Annotated in this window: 16 protein-coding genes; 14 read left to right on the top strand and 2 right to left on the bottom strand. The window is 34.2% G+C overall.

Going from position 1 to position 22725, the window contains the following annotated elements:
- The 12 genes from Q9Q97_RS06030 to Q9Q97_RS05975 all read left to right on the top strand — a co-directional run.
- A partial coding sequence (locus Q9Q97_RS06030; protein WP_306155569.1) for a tail fiber domain-containing protein occupies positions 1-4092 on the top strand: 4092 nt, incomplete at its 5' end.
- 404 nt (positions 4093-4496) lie between these two features.
- Positions 4497-5759: a gliding motility-associated C-terminal domain-containing protein gene (locus Q9Q97_RS06025; protein WP_306155568.1), complete on the top strand. Its 1263-nt coding sequence runs from the start codon at positions 4497-4499 to the stop codon at positions 5757-5759.
- Positions 5760-5959: 200 nt separating this feature from the next.
- Positions 5960-6946, top strand: coding sequence for an AraC family transcriptional regulator (locus Q9Q97_RS06020; protein ID WP_306155567.1), 987 nt, complete (start codon positions 5960-5962; stop codon positions 6944-6946).
- Positions 6946-7947: a hypothetical protein gene (locus Q9Q97_RS06015; protein ID WP_306155566.1), complete on the top strand. Its 1002-nt coding sequence runs from the start codon at positions 6946-6948 to the stop codon at positions 7945-7947. The genes Q9Q97_RS06020 and Q9Q97_RS06015 overlap by 1 nt, the downstream gene beginning before the upstream one ends.
- A gap of 232 nt (positions 7948-8179) precedes the next feature.
- Entirely contained in the window at positions 8180-9115 is a 936-nt protein-coding gene (locus Q9Q97_RS06010; protein WP_306155565.1) for a type IX secretion system membrane protein PorP/SprF, read from the top strand.
- Between the two features lie 24 nt (positions 9116-9139).
- Positions 9140-12658: a carboxypeptidase regulatory-like domain-containing protein gene (locus tag Q9Q97_RS06005; protein WP_306155564.1), complete on the top strand. Its 3519-nt coding sequence runs from the start codon at positions 9140-9142 to the stop codon at positions 12656-12658.
- A 72-nt stretch (positions 12659-12730) separates the two neighbouring features.
- Positions 12731-13147, top strand: coding sequence for a hypothetical protein (locus Q9Q97_RS06000; RefSeq protein WP_306155562.1), 417 nt, complete (start codon positions 12731-12733; stop codon positions 13145-13147).
- A 439-nt stretch (positions 13148-13586) separates the two neighbouring features.
- On the top strand, positions 13587-14540 hold the full coding sequence (locus Q9Q97_RS05995) for an MraY family glycosyltransferase (RefSeq protein ID WP_306155559.1): 954 nt from the start codon (positions 13587-13589) through the stop codon (positions 14538-14540).
- A gap of 63 nt (positions 14541-14603) precedes the next feature.
- Positions 14604-15410, top strand: coding sequence for a polysaccharide biosynthesis/export family protein (locus Q9Q97_RS05990; protein WP_306155557.1), 807 nt, complete (start codon positions 14604-14606; stop codon positions 15408-15410).
- A 7-nt stretch (positions 15411-15417) separates the two neighbouring features.
- Positions 15418-17787: a tyrosine-protein kinase family protein gene (locus Q9Q97_RS05985; protein WP_306155555.1), complete on the top strand. Its 2370-nt coding sequence runs from the start codon at positions 15418-15420 to the stop codon at positions 17785-17787.
- 77 nt (positions 17788-17864) lie between these two features.
- The gene (locus Q9Q97_RS05980) at positions 17865-18611 is read left to right on the top strand and encodes a tyrosine-protein phosphatase (RefSeq protein WP_306155553.1); all 747 of its coding nucleotides are present in this window, start codon (positions 17865-17867) and stop codon (positions 18609-18611) included.
- Between the two features lie 219 nt (positions 18612-18830).
- Entirely contained in the window at positions 18831-19823 is a 993-nt protein-coding gene (locus Q9Q97_RS05975; protein WP_306155552.1) for an AraC family transcriptional regulator, read from the top strand.
- 174 nt (positions 19824-19997) lie between these two features.
- Here the strand turns inward: Q9Q97_RS05975 and Q9Q97_RS05970 are convergent, their stop codons facing one another.
- The gene (locus tag Q9Q97_RS05970; protein ID WP_306155551.1) at positions 19998-20453 is read right to left on the bottom strand and encodes a PepSY-like domain-containing protein; all 456 of its coding nucleotides are present in this window, start codon (positions 20451-20453) and stop codon (positions 19998-20000) included.
- Between the two features lie 75 nt (positions 20454-20528).
- Positions 20529-21125, bottom strand: a complete 597-nt coding sequence (locus tag Q9Q97_RS05965; RefSeq protein WP_306155550.1) for a murein L,D-transpeptidase catalytic domain-containing protein — start codon at positions 21123-21125, stop codon at positions 20529-20531.
- Positions 21126-21587: 462 nt separating this feature from the next.
- Between Q9Q97_RS05965 and Q9Q97_RS05960 the strand changes: the two genes are divergently transcribed.
- Both Q9Q97_RS05960 and Q9Q97_RS05955 read left to right on the top strand, forming a co-directional pair.
- Entirely contained in the window at positions 21588-21953 is a 366-nt protein-coding gene (locus Q9Q97_RS05960) for a hypothetical protein (RefSeq protein WP_306155549.1), read from the top strand.
- A gap of 186 nt (positions 21954-22139) precedes the next feature.
- Positions 22140-22724, top strand: a complete 585-nt coding sequence (locus tag Q9Q97_RS05955) for a hypothetical protein (protein WP_306155548.1) — start codon at positions 22140-22142, stop codon at positions 22722-22724.
- Position 22725 lies beyond the last annotated feature (1 nt).

The raw sequence follows: 22725 nt of genomic DNA, 5'->3' as shown, positions 1-22725 counted from the left end.
GGTGACCAGGGAGAAAAAGGAGATACTGGAGCAAACGGTGCTGACGGTGCAAACGGTCAGGACGGAGCAAAAGGAGAGAAAGGTGATAAAGGTGATAAAGGTGACAATGGAGCCGATGCCCCAGTAAATACAGCTGGTACAGGTGTAACAATAACAGACAATGAAATAGCAGCAAAAACAACTGAAGCTTTATGGAATGCTAACCAATTAAGAGGAAAAGAAGTAAGTGCAACAGATCCAAAAGCTGATCAGGTATTGACTTGGAATGGTACAGCTTGGGGGCCTGCGACTGTTACTAATTCAGCATGGGGCCTAACTGGAAATGAAGGTTCAGCAAACAGTTACTTAGGAACTACAAATGCTCAGCCACTGCGCTTTATAACTAGTGATACAGAAAAAATGGTTATCGGAACATCTGGAAGAGTGGGTATTGGACTTAAATCTCCAGCTTATGCCTTAGACGTGAAAAGCCCTGCAAATGATGAATTATTGGCTCGATTTCTTCCTGCTAATGAAACTCAGGGTGTTGCAATAGGTTATTCAGGAATTAGTAAAATAGCTACTGATGCAAATAGTGATTTTAATATTAAAGCAAAAGGAACAGGAAGTGTTGTATTAGATGCACCTGTGGTTAGGGCAGAGAATTCATTGCGTATTGATGGTAAGAATGTAGCTGATGGAACGATTAGAAGTGGACTATCTTTCGGAAGCGCCGCAACGGGTGAAGGAATTACTTCCAACCGTGATAATGAAGAAAATGGGAATGTGCTGGGGATGGATTTTTGGGCAGGAAGCCAAAAAAGAATGTCTATTACAAATGAAGGAAATGTCGGTATTAATACAACAAAACCAAAATATGGTCTAGAGGTCGTAAACCCGACAAACCAGGACTCGTTGGCTAGTTTCGTTCAAAAAGATGGACTGCATGGTATTGCAATCGGTTACACAGGAATTAGTAAAATAGGAAGATCATCCAATAGTAATTTTAATATTAGAGCAAAAGGAGGTGGAGAAATTAGATTAATTGCCTCATCAGTAAGAATAGATACTCTTAATATTGGAACAGCGGGTCAGGATGTAATAACAGTAGATGCCAATAATTATCTTAAAAAGATAGCATCATCATCAGTAGGAAAAACCTATACCGCTAGTACAGGAATTGAAATAACAAATGATAATAAAGTTTCAGCAAAAACTGATGAAGCTTTATGGAATGCCAACCAATTGCGAGGCACAGGAGTAGTGGCAACACCACCAACTACAGGTCAAGTTTTGACCTATAATGGAACAAATTGGGCGCCTGCCGCTGCGGCAGCTACCGGATGGGGCTTAGCCGGAAACACTGGTACAGCAACGAGCTTCTTGGGAACAACAGGTAACTTTGCTTTACGTTTTAGAAGTAATAATACGGAGAAAATGACACTGTCAACAGATGGTAAATTAGGTATAGGAACTACAACACCAGCTTCATTTCTTGAGGTGAAAAGTTCTATAGATGATGATGCGTCTATGGCAACTTTTACGGCAGGTAGAGGAAAGCACGGAATTGCAATTGGCTACTCAGGAATTAGAAAAATAGGAGATTCTCCAAACAGTAATTTTAATATTTCAGCAAAAGGAAATTCAGTAATTAGATTAGTTGCCTCGTCAGTAAGAATAGATACTCTTAGTACTGGAACGGCAGGTGAACAGGTAGTTGTAGTAGATGCCAATAATAATTTGAAAAAAATAGCATCAGCTTCAGTAGGAAAAACGTATAGAGGAATCGGAAACATTACAGTAAATGGTCTAGAAATTAGTGCCAATACAACAAATGCCTTAGCGGTAAATAGTGGAAGTTTAGTTTCTACTGTAAATGGTGTTGCAAGCACAGGTGTTGCAATTGTAAATTCAGCTAATAATGGACTTACGCGTTCTAATACGGGGAATGTAGAATTAGGAGGAGCTTTAACAAAAGCAACGATGATTAGAGCTTCAGGAACAAACACACTGGGAGTTGAAGGTTTAGCCGCCACTACAAACCTATCGGGACATGATGTGGTAATAGCAAGTACTGCAGGAGTATTAAAAAAGACTACAGTAGCAAATCTAATAGGTACATCAGGATGGAGTTTAACCGGAAACACAGGTACATCGACAAGTTTCTTAGGAACAACGAATAATGAGGCGCTGCGTTTTAAAACTAGTAGTACAGAGAGAATGGTGATTGGCTCAGGGGGAAAAGTTGGTATTGGAGTGGTATCACCAAGTCATACGTTAGATGTTGTAGGGTTAGCTGGCGAAAATACGTTGGCAAGCTTTCAGCATAACAACAAAACTCAGGGCGTTGCGATAAATTTTGACGGTTTAGTAAAAGTAGGAAGTAATGCTAATAGTGATTTTAAAATCTCAGCAAAAGGTACTGGTAAAGTTAATCTTGATGGCAGTGTAATTATAAAAACACTTCCTGCCGGTACAGATGGTGAACAGGTAGTTGTAGTAGATGCCAATAATAATTTGAAAAAAATAGCTTCTACATCAGTAGGAAAAACCTATACAGGAGGCACAGGAATTACAGTGTCAGGAACGATTATTTCTGCTTCTACAACAAATGCCCTGTCAACTTCTGGAAATACGATTACTTCAACAGTAAACGGAAAAGTGGCAACAGCACCAGCAGTAAATAGCAATGCTCTGGCGGTTACAAATGGAAGTTTAGTGTCAAGAGTAAATGGTGTTGCAAGTACAGGTGTTGCAATTGTAAATGCAGCCAGCAATGGACTTACGCGTTCTAATACGGGTAATGTAGAATTAGGAGGAACTTTAACAAAAGCAACGTTAATTACAACTAATGGCAATAATACGCTAAGAATTGCGGGTTTAGCAGCGACTACAACACTAGGAACAGATGATGTAATTGTGGCAACTACAGGAACGGGAGTGTTGAAAAAGACTCCAGTAACTTCTCTTATGAGCGGAGCAACAACAAATGTTTTAGCTAGTTCGGTAAATACGATTACTTCAACAGTAAACGGAAAAGTGGCAACAGCACCAGCAGTAAATAGCAATGCTCTGGCGGTTACAAACGGAAGTTTAGTGTCAAGAGTAAATGGTGTTGCAAGTACAGGTGTTGCTATTGTAGATGCAGCCAATAATGGATTGACGCGTGTTAATGGAGCTGCTCAATTAGGAGGTGTTTTGTCAAAACCAACAACAATTGAAACTTCGGCAGCAAATACGTTAAATGTTACAGGTTTGCCAGTAGCAACAGGTACATCGCTTTCTGGAGTTTATCCACTAGTACAAAACGCTACAGGATTAGTGAGTACGACTTCGGTTTCGATGGCTGACTTAATTAGTTCTTCTTCAGGATGGAAGTTAAATGGAAATGTTGCGACACCTTCCAATTTTATAGGAACTACCAATAATCAGGCATTGAATTTTAAAACTAATAATTATACAAGAATGCATATTTCGGCAATCGGAAATGTTGGAATTGGAACCACTAATCCAAACTATTCATTAGATGTTATTGGAAACGCTAAATTTAGTAGTTCTTTGGAGGCTAATATTTTGAGAACTAACAGTCTTTATGTAGCCGGAAAAGAGATATCGGTACTTAGCGGAAGTTTGGTTTTTGATTCTGGTGATATATTAAATAGATTATGGTTTAATGATAAAGGACAGTTAACAGTTGGAGGAGGGAATTCTTATAGTGGTGATTACCGTTTATATGTAAGAGGAAGTGCAGGAGGTACTACTGCTTGGAATAGTCCATCTGATAGAAGATTTAAAAAGGATATTACACCTATTGGTAATGCACTTGATAAAATCATGAAAATGAACGGTGTCGGGTACAACTGGAAAACAGATGAATTTAAGGATAAAAATTTTAAAGAAACTCATGATTTAGGAGTTATAGCACAGGATTTGGAACCAATTTTACCAGAAGCGGTTACAAAAGGAAGTGACGGTTTTTATTCTGTAACATATACTACTATTATTCCAGTATTGATCGAAGCGGTTAAAGAACAGCAGAATGAAATTAAAGAACAGCAAAAACAAATTGATGAACTGAAAGAAATGGTAAAAGATTTGTTGTCAAAAAAATAATAAGACAATAGACGGTGAAAAAATGCCATTTTATTGTATAACACATAATTTAAAAACAGCTAAAAACTCCAATCGTTTAGATTGGAGTTTTTTTTATGTTCCATTTATGAGTTTGTTTACTATGTTGATTTATAAAATAATGCTTTTGTTCTTCTCAATGGTTTGTTTAAAAATGTCTTAATCTGACAGAATCTAAATATATCTTATTTATAATTAGTTGTCTCTTTGTAAAGTAATTGTTGGGGTATAATTGCTTTCAGTTTTTTTGAAGTAATTGCCTTTTTCTTCGAAAAGAAAAGAGCGAAAAAAAAATATTCAAACCAAAACAATAGAGAAAAATAATAAAGTCAGCTGCAGTATTTCTCAATTTTTTAGAACTGCTTTTGAGTGGAAATTAAAATGATATGAAAAATCAATCTTTTTATAATAAAGAGATGCTAAAAACAGGTCTTTTTTGCCTTTTTTGTGCTGGCACTTTACAAGCGCAGATTGTAAACAAAACGACTTTAAAAGTCAAGCCAGGCACTATTGTGTCATTAGGTTCAGATTTTAATAATACGCCTTTGGGCGAAGTTATTAATGACGGTCAGCTAGAGGTTAAACAGCACTGGAGCAATGATGGTAAAATCAGTTTTACCGAATCAGAGCAAGGAACTACGCACTTCATAGGCGGGCAGGAACAGATTATAGATGGAGATGTGGTTTCGCAAAATGTGTACACCCGTTTCAAAAATGTAGTATTCGATAATAAGTCAGAAACAGTGCCTTTTATATTGGCAAGAGAAATCAGCATTTCAGGAAATGCCGATTTTAAAAACGGAATTGTAGATGCTGATACTTATGACAGTACCGTTACATTTGATAAAAACAGTAGTCATAAGAATGCAGGTAAAAATAGTTTTATAGATGGCAAATTAAAAAAAATAGGAACAAAGGAATTTGAGTTTCCTAGCGGAGATAAAAACTACTATCGTCCGATGCTGCACGGTGCTGTCTCAGAAGATGCTGCTTATGTGGTACATTACTTTCTTGAAAATTCAGATTTGCAGTTTCCGCACAATCAGAAGCAGGATCAGATAAAATTAATTGACAATAAAGAGTACTGGAAAGTAACAAAAGAAAATAAGGAAGACAAAATTGTACTAAGTCTTACTTTAGATCCAGCTACAACGGCTTCTTATATTTACGATGCTTTAGCAGGGACTAGTATTCAGATCGTAAGATGGGATATTCCTACGCAGCAATGGAAAGCAGAAGGTGGAATTGTTGATGCAGAGCAGAAAATGGTTACGGGGCGAGTGTCCAAAACAGGTATTTTTACTGTAGCACGTGTAACGGCGAGACCAGGAGAACTGGAAGATGGTTTGATAGTTTACAATGCCGTATCGCCTAACGGAGACGGAATGAATGATTTCTTTAAAATTGAAGGGATCAATAATTTTCCAGACAATACTTTAGAAATCTATAACCGTTATGGAATAAAAGTATATCAGGCTAATGGATATAATGAACAAGAGCGTGTTTTTAGAGGAGAAGGAAATGGGAAAGGCTCTTTTAAACAAGGTGCAGTAGTGCCAACGGGAACCTATTTTTATATTTTAAGGTTTAAAAATGGAACTGGATATAGAGAAAAAGCGGGCTACTTATATTTGAGTCAGGATAATTAACTGTATTTGTTGGGGGGCAATACAGTGACGAGGAAAACAGATTTCTTTAAATTTTAGGAAAAGCAATGCTGATAGTGTAGCATTTTTTTGCTTGGGGGCAAGTTTTTTGGGGAAAATTATGATAAAATTACTACATTTATGGCATTGCTTTTCTGTTTTCCGTTTTTTTAAGTTAACCAAAATCAGAGCTAATAACTTTTATGAAAGAAATCAAGCACCATTACGGCGTAGAACTAGATTGGGTTGAATCTTACGCAGAACAGCTGGAAGGTCACGTTGAAGGAAATTTTATCGTAACTCCAGATCATATTTCTACAGGTGTTCGGTATTTTTTGAATTGCGATTTCGGGATTTCGGCATTTTATAAAGAGTTTACCGCTAATACCAAACTCCATTTTACACAAGAAAATAAACTGGATGATTTTGTAGGCATCTATTACAATCTTACCGAAGTCGGTCAGACAACTTCAGTATTTGACAATGTTTACAATTCGATCGGAAAATGGAATTATAACCTAAGTTTTATTGATAGCAGTTTAACGCACAATTATATTGTAGATAAAGACACCAAAGTATTTACGCTTTGTATTTTTATAAAAAAAGAAATTATAAAAGTATATCTTGAGAGAAATCCGACCTTAAAGGATCATGTTGACCAGATTGTAGACCCAAAGCAGAATACGATTTTAAAAATAACTAGAATGAGCAATGAAAGCATTCATCTATTAAATGAATTGCGTTCTAGAGAAGTAGGAGGTGTTACTTTTGATTTTCATTTAAGAGGCGCTGTCCAATGTCTTTTGGCAGAATATGTGCAGAGCATGTCTTTTGATGATCTGGTAATCGATAAGGTTAATAATGACGATTTTTTGGGAATTGTAAAATCTCAGGCTTTTTTGATGGACAATTTAAATCGTTCTTTTCCAAGTATTACTACACTGGCGCGAGACGTTAATATGTCGGGATCAAAATATAAAACACTGTTTAAAAAAGTGACAGGATTGACTCCGAACAGCTTTTTTCTGAACAATAAACTTCAGGAAGCCAAAAGGCTGCTGATGGAAACTCATTTGACAATTGCTCAGGTTTCTGACGAATTGAGTTTTACAAGTCATTCTTACTTTACTGCAAAATTTAAAGACTTCTACGGAATGTCGCCTAAAGATTTTATCAAACAGATTACATAATGGTCGAGTTTAGTCATACGTATTCTTTATCACGGGAGTGGCAGGAAACATTAGCAAAAGATCTTGTTAAAATGGGCGGGGAAGTTATTAATGAAAATGTCGTTAAATTTCCTGAAAGCATTGCCGATGGCTCGTTTTACTGCACAGAAGTAATGGAAGGACTTTCAGTTGTTGTGGTAGATGTTACGGGCAAAGTGCCTGTATTGGTAAGAAGATTGAGATCTGACGAGGATTTATACATCATCCATTATGATTTTAGCGACGAAATGAACTTGATTCATGTAGAAGATGTCAAACACAAAATAGGGTACAAAGCCAACTTAGGTCTAGCAGTATTTGATAATGCAACGGATAACAACTTTCAACCGGCTATCGGGCAAAGAATTTATGCTTTACGTTTATTAGTGTCCAAAGAGTTGCTGAAATTTTCGGTTGCCAAAGAATTTGCTCGTAATTCAGACAAACGCAGGATCAAAAAAAGTAAAAACAAACTGTTTTTTTACGATCATATTGACAGCGAAAGCAAAATCATTATGCGCGGAGCAAAAGATAAAAATTTTCTGGACCCAGGTTTTGAAATGTTTATAAGAGGAATTGCCTTAAAGTTATTAGGCAAGTTTGTAGATCGCTATACCAATTTAATTCCGCTACTGCATTCGATCTCAGAGAAAGAAGCAGAATCCTTGCATAAAACAAAAGAATATTTACTAAACAACTTACTAACCGGTTTTCCCGGAGTTGCTTTTCTGGCCGACATGGCAGAAATGTCTATGTCGAAGTACATGTCTTTGTTTAAAAAAATGTATACCACCACGCCCAATAGTTTTTTCTGGCGAGAAAAGATTATCCTGACCAACGAACTTCTCAAAAGTGGCAGATTCGACAGTATATCTGAAGTATTAGAAGTTTTGGACAATATCAAATTAGGATATCTCTCAGAGAAATATTACAGAGCCTATAAAAAGAATCCGTACGAAGATTTTGTAAAAGCAGACTATTAAACTGCATTTTAAAACAAGAATCTTTTTTATAAAAAACATACAAATCCGCTTTGAAATCCTTTAGATTTCAAAGCGGATTTTTTAATAAAAAACTCCTCTAATAGATGAATTAATAAGGTGTTAAGTGTTGATTTTCATTTATTTGAAAAATGAACTATGTCCTAATCTGATAGAATCTGATAATAATGTGTCGCAGATATTGTGTCCCTTTGTACCATAAAATATTTGCAATATGAAAAGGATCAAATTAATAGTTACATCGTTCGTATTATTTTTCTGCAATTTTAGCTGGGGACAGCAAGATTCACAATTTACACAATACATGTACAATACCACCAATCTTAATCCGGCTTATGCAGGATCTCGTGGTGTTATGAGTATTTTCGGATCACATCGAAATCAATGGATTGGTATAGACGGTGCGCCAGTTACCAATATGGCGGCTTTTAATGCACCACTTAACGATACCAGATTAGGAATAGGAATGTCAATATTAAATGACAGAATAGGTCCTATGGTTGATAATAACATTTCTGCTGACCTATCTTATACTGTTGATATTAACTACGATTACAAATTAGCTTTTGGCTTAAAAGCTGGAGCTAATATGCTAAACGTAGATTTTACAAAACTGAATATCTATGATCCGTACGATCCTAGATTTCAGCATGATATAGATAATAAATTTTCCCCGAATATTGGAGCTGGGGTTTATTTGTACTCCGATAACTTTTATGCGGGAATATCGGCTCCCAGAATGTTAAGAACCAGTTATTACGATAAAATGGCTGGAGAAGATGCGAAAGATTTTGTTGTAAACAGCCGTATGGATACCTATCTGATGACAGGACTTGTTTTTGATATTGATTATAACATAAAACTAAAAACGTCTTTACTGGCAAAAGTGGCTTCGGGTGCTCCGGTACAAACCGATATTGCGGCCAATTTAATGTTTAACGAAAAGTTTACAGCAGGTTTATCGTATAGATGGAGCGCTTCACTTAGCGCTATGGTAGGATTTCAGGTAAGCGACGGTTTGCTTATAGGATATTCGTATGACGCTGAAACAACCAAATTAGCCAATTATAATTCAGGATCGCATGAGATTTTCCTGCGCTTTGAACTTTTTGATAATTACGAAAGAATTGTTTCACCAAGATATTTTTAAAAATCTATTAATTTAAAAGCCAGTATGAATCCAAAATTAATTGTACCATTTTTATTTACAATTAGCAGTGTTATAGCCCAAGAAGGTGAACTTAAAATTGCTGACAAAAATTACGATCGTTACGCCTATATTGATGCTATTAAAATTTATGAAAATATAGCCAATAAAGGATATAAGTCAGCAGACTTATTTCAAAAAATAGGGAATTCCTATTATTTCAGAAGTCAGTTTCAGCAAGCGGAAAAATGGTATACGGCTCTTTTTGAAATGAATGAAAAACTAGAGCCAGAATATTATTATCGTTATGCCCAGACCTTAAAAGCAGTAGAGTCTTATGAAAAGGCGGCTGTCATAATGGAAAAATTCACGCAGCTTGCTACCAAGGACAGCAGGGCAAAAGCATACAATAAAAATAAAAATTATCTAGAAGTAATCAAGAAAAATTCTGGACGTTACGAAGTAAAGAATGCCGGAATTAATTCGCCTGCTACAGACTACGGAACGGCTTTTTTAGGAAATCTGCTTGTTTTTACGTCGGCTAGAGATACACTTGGATTTGTGAGAAGAAAGGATAACTGGACCAATCAGGCATTTACCAATTTGTATGCTGCTGCCATGGATAGTGTTGGAAATCTGGGTGCTCCCAAGAAATTTTCGAGCGATATTAATACAAAAGTAAATGAATCGACTCCCGCTTTTACAAAAGATGGACAGACGATGTACTTTACCAGAAATAACTTTTTGTCCAGAAAACCTGGAAAAGGAAAAGATCATACGGTGCATCTGAAGATTTATAGAGCCACTCTTAAAAATAACAAATGGGCCAATGTAGAAGAGCTGCCTTTTAATTCTGATGAATACAGCACAGCACATCCAGCATTAAGTCCTGATGATAAAACGCTATATTTTACATCTGATATGCCTGGAACGTTTGGACAGTCAGATATTTATAAAGTAGCTATTTTGAGTGATGGAGGATTTGGACCTGCTGAGAATTTAGGAGCTCCAATCAATACAGAAGGAAAAGAGACATTTCCTTTTATTTCGGAGTCTAATGAGCTGTATTTTGCTTCAGACGGTCATCCAGGATTAGGCGGATTGGATATTTTTATCACGCCATTAGAAAAAAACAACGCTTATGAAGAAGTGTATAATGTGGGAGCTCCCGTAAACAGCGGTTCTGATGATTTTGCTTTTTGGATTAATCCTAAAACACAGCAAGGTTTTTTCTCTACCAATAGAGACGCGAGTTTAGGATTTGATGATATTTTTAAATTTAAAGAAAAAAATGCGATTACCTATAATCACAGGCAAAATGTGGAAGGTATTGTAATAGATGAAGAAACGGGAAAACCGTTGGCGAATATGACGATTCAGTTATTCGATTCACAGTTCAATTTGCTAGAAACTGTAAAAACGGATCAGGACGGAAAATATAGTTTTGATGTAAGACGCCAAGATGGCTATTATGTCCGTACAGCGCAATCGGCGGGACAGGAGAATCAGGTTTTAGTTTCTAAAGTTACAGGTGTTATCACGGATCCATTAACAGGAAAACCAGTAGCAGGTGCAATTGTTCAATTATTCGATTCGAAACATAATGTGTTGCAGACTGTAACGAGCGACAAAGACGGAAAATATAGTTTTGATGTGAAAGCAAAGGAAGGCTATTATGTTAAAACAGCTGCATCAATAAGAGAAGAAAACCAGTTTTTGGCTTCTCAAGTTACAGGAATTGTAACCGACGAAAACGGAAAACCATTGGCAAATGTTCCAGTTCAGTTATTCGATGCAAATTCCAATGTAGTGCAGACCGTAATCAGCGACAAAGACGGTAAATATACTTTTAATATAAAAGCGAAAGAAGGCTATTCTATTCGTACAGAAAAAGAAAATCAGGTTTTAGTTTCAAAAGTGACAGGAATTGTAACCGATGAAAATGGAAAGCCTTTAGCAAATGCAATTGTTCAATTGTTCGATTCGAAACATAATGTAATGCAGACTATAACAAGTGATGCAGACGGAAAATACAGTTTTGATGTGAAAGCAAAGGCAGGCTATTATGTTACAACAGCCACATCAAAAAGGGAAGAAAACAAGTTTTTGACATCTAAAGTAACCGGAATTGTAACCGACGAAAACGGAAAACCATTGGCAAATGTTTCAGTTCGGTTATTCGATGCAAATTCGAATGTATTGCAGACGATAATCAGCGACAAAGAAGGAAAATATACTTTTGATATAAAAGTTAAAGATGGCTATTCTATTCGTACAGAAAAAGAAAATCAGGTTTTAGTTTCAAAAGTGACAGGATTTGTAACCGATGAAAACGGAAAACCACTGGCAAATGCAATTGTTCAATTGTTCGATTCTAAACATAATGTATTGCAGACTGTAATCAGCGACAAAGACGGAAAATACAGTTTGGATGTGAAAGCAAAGGCAGGCTATTATGTTAAAACAGCTGCATCAAAAAGAGATCAAAACCAGTTTTTGGCATCTCAAGTAACTGGAATTGTAACCGATGAAAACGGAAAGCCGCTTGCAAATACAACGATTCAATTATTGGATTCAAAATCTAATGTATTGCAGACCGTAACCAGCGACAAAGACGGAAACTATAGTTTTGATGTGAAAGCAAAAGAGGGCTATTTTATCCGTACAGAAAAAGAAAATCAGATGTTGGTTTCAAAAGTTACAGGAATTGTAACCGATGAAAACGGAAAACCATTGGCAAATGCAATAGTGCAGCTATTCGATTCGAAACATAATCTATTGCAGACGGTAACCAGTGATGCAGACGGAAAATACAGTTTTGATGTGAAAGCAAAGGCAGGCTACTATGTTCGAACATTAGCGTCAAAAAAAGAAGCAAAACTGGTATTGGCTTCTCAAGTTACAGGCATTGTTACCGACGAAAACGGAAAGCCGCTTGCAAATGCAACGATTCAATTATTAGATTCAAAATCTAATGTATTGCAAACCGTAACCAGCGACAAAGACGGAAATTATAGTTTTGATGTTAAAGGTCATGAAGGATATTTTGTTCGTGTTTTACAAGCTGACGGTAAAGAGTTTGAAACAAGCGAAATGCGTCTTTTAGACTTGAAGAATGCTTCTAAAATGCAGCACAATATCAAAGTAAACAAAAGAACAAAAAGAGTTACTACAGGCGATGATTTGGCTAAAGTTTTTGGAATTCAAAATGTGCTTTTTAGCTTAAACAAATACAACATCAAGCCCGATACAGAACAGAATCTGGCAAAAGTTATTGCGGTTATGGAACAGTATCCAAACATGAAAATTGATATTCGTTCGTACACAGACAGCCGTGCCAGCGAAGCATACAATAACAACTTGTCTGAAAAGAGAGCACAGGCAACTTTTAATTACATGGTTAAAAAAGGAATCAGTAAAAACCGATTGACAGCTAAAGGCTACGGAAAATCGCAATTATTAAATGATTGTGGCGATGGCGTTCCTTGTACAGAGGAACAACATCAGGTCAATCGACGCAGTGAGTTTATCATAAATATGGATTAATGGCATTTGCAAGATTGAGAATGAATTTTTAAAACAGTTTTGGAAGTAAATGATTTCTAAATAATAGAAGATATGGAGAAGGAAAAAGTATTGGTACGAGACAACAAAGGGGCATTTTTGAAAATGTTTAAAAGAAAATTTAAAGAGGAATTTGAATTTAATGAAAATCCATCTTTAATAAACACTAAGGAAGAACCTAGTGATTTTGACCGCTGTATTTATGTAGTGTACGATAATGTAGAATTTATTGACTTTTTAAAACTGGATAAAAAAGGAACTAATGTTTTGGTCTATCTGTTCAATGAAAAACTGTATAACAGCGTATCTTTTTTAGAAGAATTGGGAAATTTGATGCTGCTGGACGGCTCTAAAGCTAAGACAGAAATTATAAAAGATTTAAAAGCTTATTTTAATCAAAAAAATGATTTTGATGAGCCAGTGCTACCGAATGGAATTTTTCAAAATCTAAGGCATTACAACCAGAATTGATCCAATTTTCACCCAGCAATATTTACGTAATCTAGTTTTATTTTTTTTAAAGTTTTTTGCTTTTACAGCAGAAAGGCTGTCTATCACAGAGTTTGGTTTTAATAAGTTTTTTGTTTTTGGGTATTCTTTAGAATTAAATAGATGGACAGTCCATTTATGATCATAAGCTAGGGCGTCTTATGGTCATAAATGGCTTTTAAAGAACAAATTAATTTCGGGTTGAAACGGCAGAAGCTGTTTAAAAACAGCAGTTGAGATAACAGTTTAATCGCCCTTACAAGGGAGAATTTTTAATATAAACTTTATGCAGATAATACTATCATACCTTCAGCAATATTATTTTTTGAGCGCTTTTTTAATCGTTCTTTTCTCCTTTTTGGTTTCGTATAAATTGTATCCGGTAATTATTTATTTAAGCTATGTGAAAAAGCTTTCAAAAATGCCAGAAAAAAGAGGATCGCATCGTTTTAAAACTGCCACTATGGGAGGAGTGGGAATTTTTTTTGGTTTTGCCTTAACCTTTGCTTTTATAGGGGCTATTTTGAGCAAATATCTAGAAATGAATATCCTATTCGATTTAGGAGCTTCACTTATCATCATGTTTGTTATCGGTATTGAAGACGATTTGCTTGTTATTTCGCCATTAAAAAAAATGATGGCTCAGCTTTTGGCCGCTGCAATTGTAATTGTTTTTTTAGGCATTCGCATTACCACTTTTAATGGCTTTTTAGGTATATACAGTTTGCCTTATCTGCCGTCATTGGTTTTTACTTTTTTGACTTTCGTTTTAGTTATTAATGCCTACAATTTAATTGATGGAATAGATGGATTAGCAGGTATTATTGCAGCCATGATTTGTCTATTTTTCGGAATTTATTTTTTAGCAAATAAAGAGTTTACCCAAGTGCTAATATCGTTTGCTTTATTAGGTTCGTTAATAGCGTTCTTAAAATTCAATACCTCACATAAACGAAAAATTTTTATGGGAGATACCGGAAGCATGGTAATTGGTTTTGTCATCGTATACCAAGCAATAATTTTTTTAAATGTAAACAATGATGAAAATACCATATTCAGTTTTAATAATGGTCCTGTTTTTATTATAGCTATGCTCTCTTTTCCTTTACTGGATATATTGAGATTATTTTTTATCAGAATCAAAAATGGTAAAGACTCTTTTAAGTCAGATGAAAATCACATTCATACTTGTTTTTTAGATTCAGGTGCAACACATATAGAAACTACAATTGTCATTAGCACCATAACTCTGATTATAATTTTTTGTGCTTTTCTTATGGAAGAATTGAACATTAACCTGAGTATGTTTTTAATTGTTATTCTCACTATCATGGGATACTTGCCTATAACATTCAAAAGCCATTATCAGATATAATGCAAAGCACGTAGCTGAATTTATACGGGCGATACAGTATTATTTTTTAATTGAAAAGAACAAATGAAGAAGAAATTTAATGATAATGTTGTAACAGAAAAAGTTATGAATAAATTTATGTATGCAATTGTGATAACGGTCTTGCTATTACAATCCTGTGCTTCAAAAAAGGATATTTTATATTTTCAGAATAATGATATTCATGGAGCAATCTCCATTCAGAATGCTGTGGCAAGTATCGAGCCTAATGATATTTTAAGTATTACAGTTGGAACAAAAATTCCTGAAGCAGCGATGGCTTATAATATACAATCTTTGGGAAATAATAATATAGCTAATGCAGAAACTGTTAGACTGGAGGGGTATTTAGTTTCACCTCAAAGTACAATTACATTTCCTGTTTTAGGAACAATTTCGGTATTGCAAAAAACAACATCAGAACTAGAATCAGATCTAAAAGAGAAGTTGGAAACAGAGGGGCATTTAGTAGATCCTATAGTGAGGGTCAGGATTTTAAATTCGAAAGTGACCATTTTAGGAGAAGTAAATAAACCTGGCACTTACTCTTTTTCTGAGCAAACTTTGACTATACCGCAAGCTTTAGGTTATGCAGGCGATTTAACGATTAATGGACAAAGAAAAGACATATTACTAATCAGGGAGTCGAAAGGAATACGCACGATTAAGCATATTGATCTAACATCCGTGAACTGGATGAACGATTCCTCATTCAACATCAGGCAAAATGACGTGCTGATAATAAATCCTAACAGTACAAAAGTTAAGACTTCCGGATATATCGGAAACGCAAGCACTATTTTAACTATAGTGTCATTAGCACTGAGCTCAATTATTTTATTAACGAGATAACCTTGCTATGACTAATAATGAAAATAAGAAAAGTTCTTTTGAAATTAGAGAGCAGGAATTGAGCATTGATATTGTTCAACTACTAAATAAATGCTTACGCCGCTGGCCTTGGTTTTTAGTCTCCATATTCTGTTGCTTATTGGTTGCGGTGGTGTATTTAAAATATTCAAATAAGATATACATTACAGAAGCCAAAGTGAAATGTATAGATGATAGAAAAAATTCTAATTTTTCAATGGATATTTCTAAAGCATTTAGCAAGTCCGTAATTAATTTGGAAAGTGAAAAAGCAGTTTTAAAATCGCACCGACTCAATAAAAAAGTAGTAGAAAATCTAAAACTAAACATAAGCTATTTCTCAAAAGATGGAATGAAACGAAAACAACAATTTAATCCACCTTTTTGGGTTACTTATATTTTACCGGAGAGTAGTTTGTCAACAGTTGCAAAATTTGATGTTAGCCTAACCCCAACAGGTTATAAAGTTATAAATAAAGAATCCGGTAAAGCAATAAACACAGAAGGATATTGGTTTAAAGGCAGACTTCCAGATTTTCCTATAAACATTCAGCTTTCACCAGAAGAAAACATAGATAAGTATAATGATTATGAAGTTATTCTAAAGCCTTTGAATTTAGCTGCGTTTGAACTTAGTAATGAAATTAATTTAGCCTCTATCGGCAAAAATAGTGATATCATATCACTAACATTAAAAAGCAGTAATGGTAAGCATGCACAAAAAATATTGAATAATCTGATTAAGGTTTTTGAAGAGGACGGTGTAGGTGACAATCAAGAGATTTCGAGAAGAACTATCGATTTTGTGAATGACAGGCTTGTTTTTTTAAAGCAAGAATTAGATAGAATAGAAACCTCAAAAAAGGAATTTAAAAAGAACAACAATTTAAGTTTTATTCAGGGAGATATAGAAGAGAGTATCAGAAAGAAATCATTTAAAGAGCAATCGCTTTTTGAGATGGATTCTCAGCTACTTTTAGTAGAGCTTCTGCAAAATAGTTTGTCAGGTCAATCAGGTATTGAACTTTTGCCAGCCGATATCGGAGTTAGCAATAAAAGCATTAATCAGTTGGTTGAAGGATATAATAGCTCCGTTTTGGAATATCAGAAACTAAAAACAAGTGCGGGAATGAATAACCCCAGTTTAACGGTTCTGGTAAATTCAATTAATAATCAAAAAAGGAATCTTCTAAATTCTGTAAAAGGCTATCAGCAGCAATTACTAGTTACTCATTCTCAGGATAAAATAGCGCATAAAAAAGCAGAAGGATCTTTTGCCGCATTACCAGAAAAAGAAACTATATTAAGAAGTATTGAGCGTCAGCAAAATCTAAAGGAAAGTCTATATTTATTATTGCTTAAAAAAAGAGAAGAGGCTTCTATAAATTTGGCAGTGGTTGTACCTAATACAAAAATTATAGATTATGCCATAACTCAAGATACGCCTATTGCTCCAAAAACGAATGTTATTTTGATGATAGCGTTGGTTGCAGGGCTTTTTATTCCTTTCGGTATTTTATTTCTCTTAGTGATATTTGATCTTAAAGTGTATACCGGTACTGATGTAGAAAAGATAAATAATGAAATAGCTGTTTTAGGAGAAATACCGTCTGCAAAAGAACATACCATTCAAGAAGAAAAAGATGTAGAAGCATCTGAAGCCTTTAGAACATTGGTTCAAAATACCGAATTTATTACCCCAGAAACCGACAATAAATTAGGCAAAGTGTATTTTGTTACTTCTTCTATAAAGGGTGAGGGAAAAACATTTGTTTCTTATCATTTGGCCAATGCTTATGCTCAGCTGGGTAAAAAAGTATTGCTCGTAGGTGCTGACTTAAGAAATCCGCAGTTACATAAACATATCGATCAAACAAAAGGAAATCGCGGACTCTCAAACTATTTGTACAATAGTGCTCTGCAATGGAAGGATATGATTCTTAGAAATAAAGATGATGATTTTAGTATTGACATTCTGTTGGCTGGAGATATTCCGCCAAAACCAATGCTTTTATTGTCAAACCAAAAATTTGGTACTCTGGTTGAAGAAGCCAGAAAAGAGTATGATGCCATTGTTTTTGATACTTCTCCGACACTGCTGGTATCTGATACTCTCATTATATCCAAATTTGCAGATGTAACCTTGTTTGTCATACGTTCTGGCGTGACAGAAAAAAAACTGGTTTCTTATTCGGCCCGACTTCATGAAGAACATAAACTTAAAAATATGGGATATGTTATTAATGACATTGATATAAGAAGCGACTACAATTATGGCTATGGCTACAGTTATGGAAGGTACGAAGAAAAAAAATCTTGGCTGAATCATCTAATTAAATTTGGCTTTAAACCAAACTGATGCAATAGTAAAGCAATACAATTTTGCTGTAAAACTCTTTTATAAATGAAAGCGTAGGCTTTTATTAATTCATTTTTATGTTATCATTATTCAAATCTCATTATTCATTAAAAGAAATAATACCAGACGGTTATATTGATATTCACAATCATATTCTTCCGGGGATAGATGATGGATCTCAAAGTCTTGCAGAAACTTCAAGGCTTATAAAACAAATGGCTCAAATCAATATACAGGGAGCTGTGGTAACGCCTCATACTTTTACAAAGTACTGGAACAATAGCGTTAAGACTATAAAAAAAGCCTATAATATTGCTGTTGAAACAGAATTTAATAAATCTTTTATAAAAGGCTATGCCAGCGAATATATGCTGGATATCAGCTTGATAGAGCGGGTACAAAATGAAGAGCTTTTGTGTGTTTGGAACAATTATATATTGGTAGAAATTTCACATGGAGATTATCCTGTGAATTTGTTTGAAATGCTGTTTGAATTAAAATGTAAAAATTATAGCATTATAATGGCACATCCAGAAAGATACTTGTATTTGCATAAAGACATAAAAAACATCGAAAAATTAAAAGCATTTGGAGTTAGCTTCCAGCTTAATTTAATGTCTTTAACAGGCTATTATGGCAAAAGAGCACAGAAAATGGCAGAATGTTTAATTCGAAATGATTTGTATGATTTTACAGGAACCGATATTCATACTGAGCTGCAGTTGGATCAATTTACAGACAAACGTATTCATTTCGATAGAAACAAAGTTGAGAATTTATTGCAGAAAAATTGTAACTTATTAAGTGATTTGTCAATAGTATGAAAATTTAAGATTATTTTTTAAGTATTAGTAAAAATGCAAGAAAAGTGTCTTAATCTTTTACTATTTAAATGTATAATATTGCTGATAATCTGTCACTTTGCATATACTGTTTTGTAAGAATTTCTAAGTGACTGATAGTTTGTTTTTGTATACTAAACTTTAACCGCTTGAAATTTTGAAGAACGAGGCGGAATGCATTATAACATTAACTATCATATTATGAAAGAATTTGAACATTATTATACATTATCTCCTGAGTGGCATAATGAGCTGGCAAAAAATATCGGTGCTACTATAAAAGATGGCAAATTAATGCATATGCCGGAGTCAGTCGGAAAAGGATATTCTTTATTTTTAGAGGTTATTCCGGGCATGTCTGTGTTACTATTAGACTTTGTAGCTTCTGCTCCGATAAAGCTTAAAAGGCTTAGAAATGATAATAATTTACGGATCATTCATTTTGATTTTAGCGATGATGTTAATTCCATTCAGATTCAAAATTCGATTTATAAAATTGGGTATAAAGCCAACTTAGGTTTTGCCTTTACCAGCAATAATATAGAAAATACCTATCAGCCTGTTATTGGCAAGAGAGTATTTACAGTGAGGCTTATTATTGATGAAAAACTTTTAATGCCTCTAATAAACAACTTGCAAGACAATTCGATACAAGACAATAAATTTGATGATAAAGAATTGTTTTTCTACGATTACATCGACAGCAATAGTAAGATTTTAATGTATTCGATTAAAAACAAATCAATTCAGGAAGAATCTTTTGATTTGTATTTGAGAGGAATCACGCTAAGATTACTGGCTAATTTTGGCAATAGATATTCGTCTAATGCCGAAACAGCAATAAGGAGGGGAGTAAAGAAAAAAGATCTGGAAGCTTTTAATGTTTCTAAAAAATACATGCTGGCAAATTTAAAAGGCAGGTTTCCTGGCGTAGATTTCTTAGCTAATAAAGCAGAAATGTCAGTCTCAAAATACAAATTGCTTTCTCAAAAAATAGAAGGAACAAGTCCAAGTGTCTATTTTGGAAGACAAAAAATGAACTTGGCAAAGAAGCTTCTTGCTGGCGGATGTTATTTAACGGTAAATGATGTGGTACAGGAATTAAATTTTAAAAGAAGGGATTGTTTTACCCGTAAATACTTCAGTAATTTTGGAAGAAAACCTGCTGAAGATTTTATAGTTAAGAAAAAATAGCACTTTAAAACATCTCTTTATAAGTGAAAAATTATCTAAGCAGATTCAAAGTTTAGAATTGAGAATAGTATATAAATCAAAAACCTGTTTCGTCTAGAAACAGGTTTTTTAGTAAGAATGTAAAAATGTAAAAGGCAGTTTCTACTGTTGTTAGTATAGAAACTTTAATTATAATTAACGATCAATTCCAACGAAATTTCCATTAGGGTCAAAAATTAATTCAAGTCGGTTTGAAAGCTCAATTTCTGTATGTCCTGGTTCGTTATCAATAGAAGTAACATGAGAATCTTTGTAGTTTTCAGTAACAAAAGCATTGATTTTCTCTGGAATTAATTCCACAGGAACCGGTTGGTAATGTCCTTCAATATCTACCCAGTTTCCTGCAGCGTCAAACTCTATTTCAAAACCATTAGTAAGCAATACATCATAAAGACTTCCGTCTCTTTCTGTTTTGTGTTCTTTTGTTACGCGTGCATAAGTCGCATTAGGAAAATGTTGTGTTACAAACACATCGACTGGTGCAGGCAAGTCTGTAGGAGTTATTGTTTTTTCTCTGTCGTCACTATCACAAGAAGTAGTGAAAGACAGTAAAGCGAATGCTGCTATAGCGGATAAAATCGTTTTTTTCATGATTTTCAGTATTTATTAATGTTTAATTTTTGTTTTAGAAAATTGTATTAAAGTCTGAATAAGAAACATTCAGATTTAGTAATAGATATCGAGAATAATACTCGATTTAGAACTGTCAATTATTTTTTCTATTCTTTTAAAAAAAAGCTCGTTTACCATTGGACAGCCCTGACTGCGGGCTATGTAATATTCCTGCTCTTCATGCGGAACAGCAGAATAATGATGCAGTACGATAGCTCTTTTAAAGGCGTTGTTATTGCTGTCTTCCAAACCAATTAATTTGTAGGCTTTTCCAAACATTCCTTTGTATTTATTAGAAATAGAATAACTCCCTAAAGAAGTTGATTTAGAATTTGGAATATTGCTAAACTTTAAAATCCCTTTCACTTCAGTTTCAGATCCTGATCCATGTGCTACCAATCCTTGATCTAGTATTGTATCATTTTCGAGATCATAGACAAAAAATCGGTTTTTGCCAGATTTAATTTTCATGTCTACAAAAAAAGCAATCTTAGAATGGTATTTTGAATTGGAACGTATCATTGCTTTAACCTTACTTAAACGACTATTAAATCTTTCAGCGTCAAGTTCAGAAAGGTTTTTGTCGGTTTCTTTTTTCGAGTGAGAAAACAAACCTGCATTCAGCATTAAAAAAAAACAAAGTATTTTCATGACAACAGTTTTTATTATTAAAAATGCATTTGATTACGATTCTTGCGATGTAAAAAAATCACTCGTAATCTACGGGGCAAAGTAACAAAGTGTCTGAGATACAATAAGTTTAGATTCTATAACATTAGGACATATTTGAAAAAATTGAAAGTTTGATACTGAAAGAAAGTCCTTAAAAGTGCTGTTTTACTGGGTTTTTAAGTATTTTTTACTATAAGTGCCTGTTTTTCAATTTGTTAAAAATGTTAAAAGTGAGATTTTTCTATAATTGCTATTATAATTTAATTACTTTTATGTCAGAAAAATAAGAAATATAATTTCTTCACTCCGAAAGAACTTCTCTTTATAAGCCCATTCTATTTTAGCAAAATTCTTTAGATTTTATGATCAAGAGATCATAGGCATCATACTCTATTGAAATAATAAAAATGAGATAAATAATAACTTTAAAATTTAGAAATTATGAGTACAGAAGAAACAAACAAAAGCAATGAGGATTTTTATCAGATAGGTGGGGGGGCAGCTTCAGGAGCTTCATCTTCAAACGAATCATCTTCATTTGGTATCGGTCAGATAGGCAGCATACCTTCAGGTAATGCAGTTGGTGGAGATTTAAGTCAAGGAGGTGTAGGCAACCTATCTTCATCAGCTGAGACTTCAGAGAGTAATATAGGTATAATAGGCAGCATACCTTCAGGTAATGCAGTTGGTGGAGATTTAAGTCAAGGAGGTGTAGGTGGTTCATCTTTAGGAGGGACTTCAATTGGAGGCGCACAGACAAGTAGTTCTAGCTCTAGCTCCAGCAGTATAGGCGGAGATAGGATATAAAGAGCTAAGAATTGGAGAATTTAAAAATAAGAAGCTGTTCTTGCCGGATAGCTTCTTTTTTTAAATGCCGATGTGTTTTCTTAATTATTATGGTTTTTAACACCTTAAAAATTAAATAACATTTTTGAAAACGAGTGATTCCCTATCTCGCATTCAACAGTAAACCCTTTTAACAAAACTACCAATATGAAAGATTTATTATTACAAAACTTAGAGCAGTCAAGAAGTAAAGATGTTTTTCCTTCATTAGAGCTAAAAGAAGAAATTGTCAATACTTTTTTTCCAGAAAACACATTTGTACTAACCCAAAATTTGTCTCAGGTCACGAGCGCTTTTTACGGACTACAATTAAAAATTATAGGAGAAACGTATGGCTATGATAAAATTGATGAACATTCTAAAAAGTTATTTTACGAATTAGGCAAATTAAAAACAATGCAGGCATTTGCGGCAAATCCTAAATTGGAGAAAGATACGAGAGCGTTTGCAGCAGTAGTAATCTATTCGATATACAACTCGAGTCCAGAGTACAATTTTAAAATTTTAAAATATTCTCCAAAAGATAGCACAATAGAGCTAACGGGAGTAGACCGATATTTAAAAATACTTACTCAGTTAGGAATCGAAAAGCATGTAACAATTCCAACCTTTTTGCCATTTGTAGAAGGAATCAAAGAAATCGTAAATATCGATTGTGAAATAAGCTACACTTTTGAAAAAACGGATAATAATTTCAATATAAAATCAGTGTATAACGTCAAACAACTGTAAT

The sequence above is a fragment of the Flavobacterium sp. DG2-3 genome, assembly GCF_030730925.1.
Lineage (GTDB): Bacteria > Bacteroidota > Bacteroidia > Flavobacteriales > Flavobacteriaceae > Flavobacterium.
This window is presented reverse-complemented; position numbering and strand designations above follow the sequence as displayed.